The organism is candidate division WOR-3 bacterium (genome assembly GCA_016926475.1).
GTDB lineage: Bacteria > SDB-A > SDB-A > SDB-A > SDB-A > JAFGIG01.
Window position 1 is genome coordinate 1 of record JAFGON010000061.1, and the last position, 11,728, is coordinate 11,728.

The 11,728-nt window shown below is 44.4% G+C and carries 11 protein-coding genes; 3 read left to right on the forward strand and 8 right to left on the reverse strand.

Annotated features, from left to right (window positions below; translation table 11 throughout):
* The 8 genes from JXA84_06260 to JXA84_06295 form a co-directional block, all read right to left on the reverse strand.
* A partial coding sequence (locus tag JXA84_06260; GenBank protein ID MBN1150807.1) for a dihydroorotate dehydrogenase occupies nt 1–913 on the reverse strand: 913 nt, incomplete at its 3' end.
* On the reverse strand, nt 910–1,524 hold the full coding sequence (locus JXA84_06265) for a dihydroorotate dehydrogenase electron transfer subunit (protein ID MBN1150808.1): 615 nt from the start codon (nt 1,522–1,524) through the stop codon (nt 910–912). The genes JXA84_06260 and JXA84_06265, both read right to left, overlap by 4 nt.
* A 76-nt stretch (nt 1,525–1,600) precedes the next feature.
* Nucleotides 1,601–2,944, reverse strand: a complete 1,344-nt coding sequence (locus tag JXA84_06270; GenBank protein ID MBN1150809.1) for a tetratricopeptide repeat protein — start codon at nt 2,942–2,944, stop codon at nt 1,601–1,603.
* Between the two features lie 35 nt (nt 2,945–2,979).
* Nucleotides 2,980–4,008 (reverse strand): tetratricopeptide repeat protein, encoded by a 1,029-nt coding sequence (locus JXA84_06275; GenBank protein MBN1150810.1) that lies wholly within the window; start codon nt 4,006–4,008, stop codon nt 2,980–2,982.
* Between the two features lie 4 nt (nt 4,009–4,012).
* On the reverse strand, nt 4,013–5,098 hold the full coding sequence (locus tag JXA84_06280) for a tetratricopeptide repeat protein (protein ID MBN1150811.1): 1,086 nt from the start codon (nt 5,096–5,098) through the stop codon (nt 4,013–4,015).
* Between the two features lie 87 nt (nt 5,099–5,185).
* On the reverse strand, nt 5,186–7,696 hold the full coding sequence (locus JXA84_06285; GenBank protein ID MBN1150812.1) for a polysaccharide biosynthesis tyrosine autokinase: 2,511 nt from the start codon (nt 7,694–7,696) through the stop codon (nt 5,186–5,188).
* A gap of 7 nt (nt 7,697–7,703) precedes the next feature.
* A complete protein-coding gene (locus JXA84_06290) occupies nt 7,704–8,285 on the reverse strand; it encodes a polysaccharide export protein (GenBank protein ID MBN1150813.1) in 582 nt (193 codons plus the stop codon).
* Complete coding sequence (locus tag JXA84_06295) at nt 8,282–8,614, reverse strand: hypothetical protein (GenBank protein MBN1150814.1); 333 nt, start codon at nt 8,612–8,614, stop codon at nt 8,282–8,284. Before JXA84_06295 ends, JXA84_06290 begins: the two co-directional genes overlap by 4 nt.
* Nucleotides 8,615–8,712: 98 nt before the next feature.
* Between JXA84_06295 and JXA84_06300 the strand changes: the two genes are divergently transcribed.
* Genes JXA84_06300 through JXA84_06310 form a run of 3 tightly spaced genes read left to right on the forward strand, consistent with a single transcriptional unit; the run spans nt 8,713 to nt 11,560 of the window.
* On the forward strand, nt 8,713–9,699 hold the full coding sequence (locus JXA84_06300) for a MoxR family ATPase (GenBank protein MBN1150815.1): 987 nt from the start codon (nt 8,713–8,715) through the stop codon (nt 9,697–9,699).
* Nucleotides 9,696–10,616 carry a DUF58 domain-containing protein gene (locus tag JXA84_06305; protein ID MBN1150816.1) on the forward strand — a complete coding sequence of 307 codons (921 nt, stop codon included), beginning with the start codon at nt 9,696–9,698 and terminating at the stop codon, nt 10,614–10,616. The genes JXA84_06300 and JXA84_06305 overlap by 4 nt, the downstream gene beginning before the upstream one ends.
* Nucleotides 10,613–11,560 (forward strand): hypothetical protein, encoded by a 948-nt coding sequence (locus JXA84_06310; GenBank protein MBN1150817.1) that lies wholly within the window; start codon nt 10,613–10,615, stop codon nt 11,558–11,560. The genes JXA84_06305 and JXA84_06310 overlap by 4 nt, the downstream gene beginning before the upstream one ends.
* Nucleotides 11,561–11,728: the final 168 nt, after the last annotated feature.

Here is an 11,728-nt window from a genome sequence, read left to right on the forward strand (position 1 = left end):
AATTTTTTTCATCTTTCAATTTTATCTCATTAAACGAATTTAATCCATGCTTCAGGCAGTATTTTTTTAGCCCGTCGAAAATAACTTTTGGAGAATCCGGATCGGAAAACAAAGCTGTGCCCACGGATATCGCGTCTGCTCCGGCCAAAAAAAACTCTACGGCGTCTTTGTAATCAACTATTCCGCCTCCGCCTATTATCGGAAGTGAGGTCAACTTCCGCAGGGAGTAAACCGCGAAAAGAGCGAGCGGTTTTATAGCCGGTCCGCTCAAACCGCCGGTTTTGTTGCCAAGAGCAAACCTCCTTTTGGCGGCGTCAAACACAAGAGCGGGATAGGTATTGACAAAAGAGAACGCGTCAACGCCGATTTTTTCAGCCTCGACAGCTATAGTTTCCCATGCGTCTCCGTGCGGGGACAATTTCAGTATCAAAGGTTTTTCGGTAGCTTTTCTGACGGATTCGACGAGCTTTTGAGCGGAAAGGGGGTCTTTTCCGAAACTAATTCCGCCCTTTTTGACGTTCGGACAGCTTATGTTCACTTCAAAACCAGAGATATTTCCGAACTCCGACAGGGCTTTTATCACTCCCACGTAATCTTCGATTTCCTCGCCAGCTACGTTTATGACTATCTTCGCGGGAAAATTTTCAAGACTCGGCATTATTTCTTTAATAAAAACTTCAAGTCCCGGGTTGGCAAGTCCTATTGAATTTATAAGTCCTTGTGCTGAGAAAGCGAGTCTTGGAGGGGGGTTGCCAGAACGGGGATTGATTGTGACTGCTTTCGTCACCACAGCACCCACAAAAGAAAAATCCGTCAAACCCAGAAGTTCGATTCCGTTCCCTGCTGTTCCAGATGCGAGAAAAACAGGAGGTTTGAAATCTACTCCTTTCAACTTGAAAATCTGTTCGATCAAACCAAATCCTCTAATTTGAAGACAGGTCCATCGGAACAAACTTTTTTGGAGTTTTTAAGAAGGCTTGTTGTGCACCCTGCACATGCTCCTATACCGCAGACCATTAATGCTTCAAGGCAAAAAAAAGCGTTTTCAACTTTTTTGTCTCTGCAGATCTGAACTACTTTTCTCAGCATCGCTTCAGGTCCGCACGCGAAAACCGCTTCACCCTGTTCGTAAAACTTTTCGAAGTAGTCCGTGACGACTCCCTTTTCACCCAAGCTCCCATCCTCCGTTACGACATAGGTCCTATCCGGTGGCAAGCCGTAACCCGGAGACGAATTGACATTTCTCGCGCCGACAAGGTATCTTGTTTTCAAAGAAGTCTTTTCGAACACCGCCAGGGGAGCTGACCCTATTCCTCCACCTAGAGCGAAAATCGCCTTGACATCTTGAACTTTGAAACCGTTTCCGAGTGGGCCAGTCAAATCAGCTTTCTGACCGACTTGCATGTCTGTCAAGGATTTTGTGAAACCGCCTTTTCTCTCGACGAGAAAATCCACACTTTCACCCGAAAATGTGTGAACCGAAAAAGGGTGACGGAATTCGAAACCTTCACTGATTTTCACCATAAAAAAATGACCAGGAATCAGTTCCAAAGAATTTTGAAATTCAAACGAAAGATGCCAGATTCTTTCTGCGACCCTGTCATTCTTCTTGAGTCGTGCTCGTATCCGCATACAAAAGTTTGTTATACGCGTATTGGGAATATTCGGTTGACGGAAACAACTCTATTACGAGTCTGAATATCGAATCCGCTTTGACATTTTCACCCTTGTCGCCGAGAATGTTGGCGTACAGGAGAAGGGCTTTCGGGTAATATTCGGATTCGGAATAATTGTCAATGACTTGCAGAAGTTTTTGCTCCCCCAGGACTGTGTTTTTAAGTTCGAATGTGTAGAGTTCGGCGAGAAGAAATTCAATGGTGTCTCTTCCCTGGAAGGACATTGTTTCAACCTGCGACTCGTAGATGAAAATCCTGTCGAGAGAAGCCGCCCTTCTCATAGCCATGGCGGCGGTGATATCGTCGGGGTTGGACATTCGCGATTCATCGAAGAATTCTTTTGCTTTTTTGAAGTCGGAAAGGTTTTCTTCGTAAATCTCTCCAGCAAGGTAGAGAGCTTTTGCGGCTTCAGTAGTTCGGGGGTAAGTTTTGACAATCTCATCGCAAATGGACAACGCTTCCTGAAAGTTATTTTTCTCCCTCAGACAATGAGCAATTTCTATAGCGACTTCGGCGTCTTTTGTCCCGGGACCCATCTTTGCCCTGAGGGCGCGAAGTACATCTATTGCCTCGTCGAGCCTGCCCAAATATCTCAGGGCCTGCGCGAATCTGAGGTTCGTCTTAAGGTAGAGAGAAAAATTCTTCTCATCTACGACTTCGTGAATTTCTTCCTGCAGGTCGAGAAGATTTATCCAGTCTTCGTTCTGAAAATATATCTCGGACTCTTCGAGTAAAACGAGAATGTAAAAAGAACTTCTAGTAAACTTTTCCTTGAACTCGCCGATCTTGCTCAGAGCGATGTTGTACTCTTCGGAAAGAACATACACCTTGATTTCATTAAAAAGAGCTTCCGGCATCACTCCTTTATCTTCTGTCATATAAGCTTTGACAAACTGCCCGAGGGCGATTTCATATTCGCCTTTAAGGGTGTATGCAACGCCTGAATTCAAGTAAGCTCTCGGGGTAAAAGGGCTTGCCGGATAATACTGGTAGATCTCCTCGAATTTCTTGATTGCCAGCTGGTATTCGCCTTTCAAAAGAAACGAATTCCCCATCATGAAAAGCGCGTCATCCACAAAAGGGCTCGAAGAATAGTATTTAACTATTTTCCCGCACCTTATAATCGCCGAATCTAGTTCGATTATCCCCACCAACAAAGTATCCCTGCCGGCAAGAGCGGCTTCTCTGCGCATTTTCAGAGCCGTGTTGTAGTATTTTTTCGCGTTGTAGTATGTGTTAAAATAAGCCCTGTATCCGCAGGAAAACATAAGCGCTGAAAGAAGCAGGACAAACGGGAAGTTTTTTATTCTTTCCTTAATTCCATTCCCCTTATAAAATCGAGTTTGGCGTTATCTCTGTCGCCCAGTTTCTCACCGCAAATCCCTCTGTTGGTGTAGGCGTCGGCGTAATACGGGTCTATTGCCAGCGCCCTCGTGAAAATATTTTTTGCCTCTGTATAGAAACCGCTCTCCATCAGAGTGACCCCATAGTTGTAATAGAGCCAGAAAGATGTGCTGTCGAAAGCAGTAGCTTCTGCAAAGCACTTCATAGCTTCCTGGTCATCGCCTACAAAAATTTTGAGAAGAGCGCAGTTGTAGAGAGTTGAAGATTTTACCTCGGGTGACGTGTCTTCGAGGGCGTAGTCAAAATATGTCTCAATTTCACCACTGTTGAAGATAATCTCCTGTGAATCGAGGGACACCAGCATGGAAGTACCGAGCATGTAATATTCGGCGGGTTTCAAAGTCGGGTATTTCTTGAGGAAGTCGGTCACCTGGAGAAAATCGCCCGACCTGAAAAGAGCAAGAGAGAGATTGCTCCTCGCCTCTTCGTAAAGGCTGTCTGTCTGCAGGGCTTGCCTGAAATAAGCGGCGGCTTCCAGCAAACTGTCGCTATGGAGTTTTGAAACACCCGCCAGATTGAGGTAGTAAGGTTTTTCGGAAGAAAAGGATGCCGCTTTTTCGAAACATCTCGCGGCATCGTCGTATTTATTTTCTCTCAAAAATTGAAAACCGGCCCCGGAATATACGTCTTGAAAAGAAACACCCATTTTTTCAGCTTCACAGACCGCTTCTTCTTCTTCTATTCCAAGGTAGAAAGCCGTGTCTGCCTGCAAAGCCGACTGGACGTTTTTACCACATCTGTGAAGGACAAGCGCGTATCTCAACCTCACCAAAGCGTCGGAGGGTTTCTTTTGAACTTCGTTCTCCATGACAGAAATAGCCTCGGGAAGTCTGTTTTCTTTGAGCAAACCGAGGCTTTTATCCCAGTAACCGGAAAAACTCATACAGCCGGCAATAAATATCAGTAAAATTGTATTGAGCTTTTTCATACCGTCAGTTCATCAATTCCTGAGCTCTTCTGAGGTCTTCCTGCGCCTTTTCCCTCATGCCGAGATTGTTGTAGCAGTCGGCTCTTAGGTTCAGGTATTTCGCGTCCTCCTTTATGTCGAGGGCGAGCGTCAACGCGTCGACGGCTTCCTGGTATTTTTCGAGCTTGTTGTAGCTCAAACCGAGGTTATAAAGAAGTTTATCTTTGTTTGGGTCCGCGTCGTCGATTCCTTCGAGCGCTTCGTTGATGACGGGGATAGCTTCTTCATACCTCTCTAAGTTGACCAGGCATATCCCCCTGTAAAGTGCAATTTCACTTTTTCTCGAACTTGGATCAAGCTCAGCAGACTTCGCAAAAGCCTTTTCCGCCATGTCCATGTTTAAAGTTCTGCCCTCAATGTCTCCCTCGGATCCGAGTTTGTTGGCGTTTTGGATGTGGGAAAGCCCGAGATAGTAATTCAGGCTCGCAGAAGTGTCGAGGTGGACTCGCGCGCTCTGAAAGGTTGAAATCGCTTTCTCGTAGTCGTTGACTTCCGTCATGTAATAAATCCCGAGGTTTCTTATTGCGGGAAAATTGACGGGATCCATGGACAGAGCCAGATCGTAATACCTCATCATGGAATCAAATTGTTTTGTTTCTTTGAAAATCGAGCCCAGTATCGCGTATGGGGTCGCCGAATCCGGTTCCATCTGAATGCTGTATTTCAGGTAAGAAGCGGCTTCTTCGTATTTTTTCTCGCCGAGGGACTGAACCCCTCCAGCCAGGAAAACTTGGTAAAAATTCCAGGCGTCTATGCCTTCGCCTTTACCTCTTTTTGTTATTTCTTCAACGGCGAGGCCTCTTTGTACGGCTTTGTCGAGATAAGAGCAAGCCGTCGAATATTCCTGTTTTTCGACATAGGCAACACCTGTCCAATAATAAGGCTCTGGGTTGTTCGGCTCCATAGCTATAGCAGCTTCGCCTTCTCTTATCGCCTCGGGTATCCTCTTTTGCTGAAGATAAACCTTCAAAGCAGTCAATCCGCTGCTTTCGCAAGCAAAAGACCCCAAAACCAACACAGCCATGACCGCTCCCAATAATGCCTTTTTCATATAATCTCCTTTCCTTTGGACTCAATACTTTTTTCAAAATAAACATGTAAATATACCACAAGCCCTTCTTTCACTCCAGAGCCGGTTTTAAAAAAAGAATTTCTTTATTTTTTGCATCAAGTTCTTTTTAGCAGAATCTACACCTTCACCATCGTGACCGTATTGATACTGGTAATAGTACCTGTAATAATATCCATACCCGTATTTTCCCGTCATGTCAACGCTGTTGAATACCGCCCCTTTTATCTCGGCTTCGATGTTGCGAAGCGATTTAATAGCCGCTTTTGCCGCTTCCCTATCCGTCTTTTCGGCTCTGACGACAAGTACCGTTCCTTCAGTTTTTTTAGACAGTATGACGGCGTCGGTGACGGCGAGTATCGGGGGGGAATCAAACACAATGAAGTCGAAATTTTCCAGGCCTTTCTCTATTAGAAAGTTCATTTTCTCCGAAGCAATGACCTCAGAGGGGTTAGGCGGAATAGTGCCGCATGGAATTAGGGACAAATTTTCTACTTCGGTGGGTTTGAGCACCTCTTCAATTTTGGTTAATTCAAAAAGATAATCGACCAAACCCGGCGTTCTGTCTGCTGAAAAGACGTTGTGAAGAACCGGTCTTCTCATATCTGTGTCGACGAGAACTGTTTTTATGCCCTGCTGGGCGAAAGTCACGGCTATATTTGCGGCGGTTGTAGATTTCCCCTCTTTAGGCAGGGCGCTCGCGACTGTTATAGACCTGAGTTTTTTGTCTATGGAGCTGAACATCAGGTTTGTCCTTATCGTCCTGTAAGCTTCAGATACAGGAGACTTAGGAGAAACATGAACGACCAGGGAGTTTTGAATCGATTTTTCGGTTGACAAAACATTGTGGGAATCTGTACTTTTGGGTTCTGATATCGTTGGGATCATTCCGAGAAGTTTTATTTTAAGGGAAGTCTCGATTTCGTCTGGGTATCTGAGTGTCGTGTCGAGCTTGTCCAGGACAAACGCCAAAGAAAAACCTATGACAATGCCTATAAAACCCGCTATTATTACGTTTTTTTTCCTTTTTGAACTGATGGGTCTCATCGGAGTCATTGCGCTGTCGACAAGAGATATCTTACCGGCTTGCGTGGCTTCTGAGATTTTAGCCTCTTGCAGTTTTTGCAGGAGGAGAGTGTAAGTCTGCTTTTCGACTTCGACCATTCTATAGACTCTTTCAAATTCAGCTATTTCCGACGGAAGGCTGTCAAGTTCGGACTGGATTGTCAAAATCGTCCTGTTTAGCGCTTCGAACTTGGCTCTGTATGATGCGAGTTCCACCTCCGTAATGACATAGTCCTGGATTACGGAAGACCAAACAGGGTCTACAGGACCCGCTCCGTATGTCTCCATCATTGATTGAGTTTCCGAAGCTATCTGTCTTTTCAGATATTCAATCACCGAATCGAGATGCCTGACCGACGGATGGTTTTCTGTGTATTTCCCGAGAAGTTCGGATTTTTGTATTTCATAGTTGTTTATCTGCTCTTGTATGGAGCGAAGAGTAGGGTTCAGACTAAGTTCGGGTATGGTCTGTGACTGCCCGTACAAAGAAATGGCGCCTTCACCTTCGAGTTGTCTTTTCAAAGTGGAGATCTTTTCTTCTAAAACGCGGACTTCGACCATCGTGTTGACGCGCATTTTGATTAGTTCGGAGAGCTGCTGTTCAACTCTCGTCTTCTCGGTCTGGGCTGTCAGCCATCCGTATTTTTCCTGGAGGTTTTTAAGTTTTCTCTCCGCGTTTTCAAGACTGCTGCTTGTTATGAGAAGCTGGCTTTCTATGAACTCCCTTACGTTTTTTGCGACCTGCCTGCCGCTTTGAATGTCGTATTCTACCATCGCTTCCGCGAAAGAGTTCGCGAGTTTTCTCGCTTCGACTGGATCTGGATGCCGGACTGTTATCATGAGCATGTTGGTCTCTTCGACGTTGGAGATGAAGACAAGTCCTCTCATCACGTTTGCCATCAGGTTGACGGGTATTAAATGAACATGAACGGTTCCTGTGTCGCCCTCAGAGGCGTCGATACGAAAAGCGGCTTTATCCGTTTTCACCGTGTCACCCAAAGAAAAATCGCTTTCTGTCTCGGCGCCAGAGACGACATCAGTGCATTTAACAACCATACCTCCGTCGGGAGTAATTTTGATCGACAAAGATTCGGGCTGAACCACATCAAAAAGCCAAAAGATTTCTATTGAAACGCCTCCGGGGTTCTTAAAACCGGTCGTGTAATAGACGAAATTCTTGTTTAGTTTTCTGACGACCCTTTCTGCCACTGTCCTGGAACTCAAAAGAGCTATTTTGTCGCTTATGGGGTTGACGTTGTAGTTGTAACCGGGAAACATGTTCCCCCACAACCCAATGTTTTCGGTGGCGGCAGACATTTCATAGTCAATTTTCAATGTCGCCGTGGCGCTGTAGACATCCATCGCGCCGGTCGCAGAATATATAGAAACCAAAAGGGACACGAAAAAAACGACGAATATCAACCACCTGTATCTTATGGCAGATTTTACAATAGCGTTGTCGAACAAGTTCAATTGTTCTGAAGTGTTTTCAGAGTTCTCGTTGATTTCAGGCATAAATCCCTTATTGAGTGAGTTTGTAAAGAGTTATCAAAAAAGTCAATGTTGTCATTATCGTCCCCCACTCGCCCCAAGAAGGCCACCATACCTTTGGAACGTATATGACATCTCCGGATTGAAGTTCAATGTCACCTTCTGTCCCGGACATCGACATGCAGGTTTTCAGATTAAGGGGAATCTCTTCGCCGTCTCTGAACAGTTCCGCTCTCGCCAAATCGGCTCTCTGAGCGGGTCCTCCTGACAACGCGAGAAGCCTTGATGCGGTGACAGAGCCTTCGACTTCAAAGACTCCCGGTGATTTTACTTCCCCTAAAATAGTGACTTTCCATATAGGTATCACCAACACAGTTGGGTCTCTGTAGAGGTCTTTAAGACGAAAGGATATCTCGTGCTGGGCTTCTTCTATCGTCAGTCCTTCAACGCTTATTCTTCCCACAACCGGGAGAATTATCGTTCCATCGTTTTGAATCGTGTATGTGTTTTCCCGGTCTTGAGATTCCTCGGCCATAATTATGACTTTTATTCCGTCTCCCGGGGCAAAGACATTTGAAAGAGAAAAAATGAGCAACAAAGAAAAGGCGTTCATCTCAGAAACTTGTAGAACAGGTAGGCAAAAACCGAGATCACCGCTCCTGCCGCCATCAGTTTGTAAACCAGATTTTTCTTGAATTGGACATGCACAGAGAATATAACCGACACCAAGGTCAAAAACAATCCTGCCTTAACAGCAAGCCGGACGAAAGGGAACACAGACCTCGGTATGACATCAATAAAAAAAACAGAACCGACAAAGAAAACAATCAACAGGATAAAAGGCAGAAGCACACCTACGGGAAATTTGCTGAAAAAACCCGCTTCTTCGTAGTTTGCCGTTTTAAAATTATTTTTAGGCAGAAAAACCCCTCCGTTAATCACAGCTAAAAAAACCTAACACGTTGCATTATTTCAAGAGTTCATTATAATATACCGTTGATCCGTTTACCATAAAAAAAAATCAAAGGAGATAAGAAGTCATGAGTGAAATAAAAGCCATTTCAGAAGAAATCAAGGAAAACAGGCATTTCATAGACACAATTATCGGGTCTATCAAAAAAAGGATTGTCGGTCAGGAAAAAATGATCAACAGGATTCTCGTGTGTCTTTTAGCGGACGGTCACCTGCTTATCGAGGGAGTGCCAGGTCTGGCCAAAACACTCACTATTTCGACTTTGGCTCAATCCCTGAGGTCTGTTTTTCACAGGATTCAATTCACCCCTGACCTTTTACCCGCCGACATCATAGGAACTCTCGTCTACAACCCCAAGGAAGGCACGTTTTCAACCAAAAAAGGCCCCGTTTTCGCCCAGATCATCCTCGCGGATGAAATCAACAGAGCTCCCGCCAAAGTTCAAAGCGCTTTACTCGAAGCCATGCAGGAAAGGCAGGTGACCATAGGCGAAACTACTTTCCCTCTACCCAAACCTTTTCTTGTAATGGCGACTCAAAACCCCATCGAGCAGGAGGGGACATACCCTCTTCCAGAGGCGCAAATCGACAGATTTATGCTCAAGATAAATTTAGACTATCCGAACCCGGAAGAAGAACTGACCATTCTCGACAGGATGACGAGACCTGATGAGATAGAAATTCAACCAGTCGTTGAAACCGAGACAATTCTGAATTTGATGGAACTCACAAAAAACGTTTACGTAGAAAAATCGATTAAAGAATACGTAGTCAGGATTGTCGCCGCATCGAGATGGCCGACAAAATACAAACTCAATGAACTCAACGGGCTCATATCCTACGGAGCTTCACCCAGAGCTTCCATATACATGATAAAAGCCGCCAAAGCACTCGCTCTTATCGAGGGCAGAGCTTATGTATCGGATTACGACATAAAAGAAATCGCCAAAGACATTCTCAGGCACAGAATTATAATAACCTACGAAGCTGAAGCGGAAAAAATCACAACAGACCATATAATCTCAACTATTCTCTCCAAAATACCGACACCATGAACAAGACACTCGAAAAAAGAATTTCGAAGAAAATAAGAGACATTGAGATCAGGACAAAAAAGCTTGTCGAGACGACGATAGGCGGCAAATACACAAGCGCTTTCAGGGGACTTGGAATTGAATTCAACAAGGTCAGAGAATACCAACCAGGCGACGACATCTCTTCCGTGGACTGGAATGTTACGGCGAGGACAGCTAACGACAGGCTCTACGTTAAAGAATTCATTGAAGAGAGGGAATTGCAGGTTTTCCTCGTAGTCGACACTTCGGCTTCTATGGTCTATTCTAGCCTCAAATCAAATGAAGACGACCAGGCGCCTTTGAAAATTGACATAGCCGCTGAAGTCGCGGCAGTTCTGGCTCTAAGCGCGATAAGTAACAACGACAAAGTCGGTCTTATGACCTTTTCAGGAGCAGTCCAGGAATATATTCCGCCGAGAAAAGGCAAAAAGCACGTCCTTCACATAATCAGGGATATTCTTTCCAACGCTAAAGCCTCCGGCCAGACAAAACTTTCATCGACTCTGGAAAATCTCTACGGGCTGATAAACACAAAAGCGATTATCTTCATAATTACAGATTTTATGCTTGGACAGGACGACAATTACTCAAAACCGCTGTCAATCCTCGCAAAAAAACACGATTGCATTGTGATCAGAATATCTGACCCTTACGAGGAAAATTTTCCAAACGTAGGTCTGGTCAACCTTATGGACCCTGAATCAGGAAAAGAAATACTCGTCGATTCCTCCTCAAATTCATTCCGCGGAGCCTTCAAAGCGAGAATCGAAGCCCAAAAGGATTACCACAGAAAAATTCTTAGCAGAACACAGGTAGATATCCTGGACCTCAGAACCGACAGAGATTACATCATAGCACTTCACAGTTTTTTCAAGCAACGCGTTAAAAAAAGATGATAATTTTTAAAACGCTTTTCTTAGTTCTGGTTTCTCAAACATGTTCCTTTGAAGCTTCAAAGGACAGTGTTGGCCTCGGTGAGCATTTTCAGATAAAAATCTCATGCCCCCATCCAAGGCAGTGTTCCACGGAAATTTCCAGGGACAGTTCTCTTTGGCACCCTTTTATTTTTAAAAATTCTCCAGAAAAATCTCTTCTGACGAGGGGAGAAGACAGTTTGACGACTGTTTACACCTTAACCGGAGCCATTTACTCCCAAGTGGATTCAGTCCAGATACAACTCCCGCCTGCGCTATTTTTAGACAAAGACACCTCATGGACGGACTCCCTGGGAATCATCCATGTGTTCATAACTACCAGCCTCACCGGACCAGACGACACTCTGCTTTCACCTTTGAGGCCTAGGCTCGATTTTCCTCCAAGACCCCCCGAACCTCTCTATAAAAAATTAATAGGTCTCACACTGAGGTTCTGGTACATACCTCTGATAATCATCGGGGTAACTGCTATAGCGATCCTCGCCTATTTCCTGATAAAAAAGTCAGCCAAAAAAAGATTCTATCCGAGATCGCCCAGCGAGACAGCCGCGATAGCATTATCCAGAATTTATAGAAAATATTTGAAAGAAGATTCTATTGTTTCCAAAGAATTCTACGAAGAACTGACCGATGTCTTCAAAGAGTATTCCGAAAGTGTATCGCCGATGAAGACCAAAAAAATGACCGTGAAGGAAATCAAGGACATTTTCCTGAAATCTTTTTACATTTCCAAAGAAGTTGAAAACTCACTGTGGTCTTTCAACAATTCGGCTGAATTGGCAAAATTTTCCAAACAGACATTTGACGCTCTCAAAGGCAAAGAAGATTTCAAAACTGTGACCGACTTCGTCAACATTTTCCCGATCTTCAAACGAAAAGAGGAAAATAATAAAAATGGGAAATAATAATGATTAGATTCTCGCATCCTGGGCTGCTCGTTTATGGAATACTATGTTTTTCAGAAATAATAAAACTGGGAAATAATAATGATTAGATTCTCGCATCCTGGGCTGCTCGTTTATGGAAAAAGCAAATCTTCGCAAAATTCCAAAAGAGGAATAGAGCTATGATTA

Coding starts and splice junctions, on each gene's coding strand:
- JXA84_06290 (MBN1150813.1), bottom strand. CDS start 8,285: ATGAACGCCTTTTCTTTGTTGCTCATTTTTTCTCTTTCAAATGTCTTT.
- JXA84_06285 (MBN1150812.1), bottom strand. CDS start 7,696: ATGCCTGAAATCAACGAGAACTCTGAAAACACTTCAGAACAATTGAAC.
- JXA84_06280 (MBN1150811.1), bottom strand. CDS start 5,098: ATGAAAAAGGCATTATTGGGAGCGGTCATGGCTGTGTTGGTTTTGGGG.
- JXA84_06265 (MBN1150808.1), bottom strand. CDS start 1,524: ATGGTGAAAATCAGTGAAGGTTTCGAATTCCGTCACCCTTTTTCGGTT.
- JXA84_06305 (MBN1150816.1), top strand. CDS start 9,696: ATGAACAAGACACTCGAAAAAAGAATTTCGAAGAAAATAAGAGACATT.
- JXA84_06310 (MBN1150817.1), top strand. CDS start 10,613: ATGATAATTTTTAAAACGCTTTTCTTAGTTCTGGTTTCTCAAACATGT.
- JXA84_06270 (MBN1150809.1), bottom strand. CDS start 2,944: ATGTTTTCCTGCGGATACAGGGCTTATTTTAACACATACTACAACGCG.
- JXA84_06300 (MBN1150815.1), top strand. CDS start 8,713: ATGAGTGAAATAAAAGCCATTTCAGAAGAAATCAAGGAAAACAGGCAT.
- JXA84_06275 (MBN1150810.1), bottom strand. CDS start 4,008: ATGAAAAAGCTCAATACAATTTTACTGATATTTATTGCCGGCTGTATG.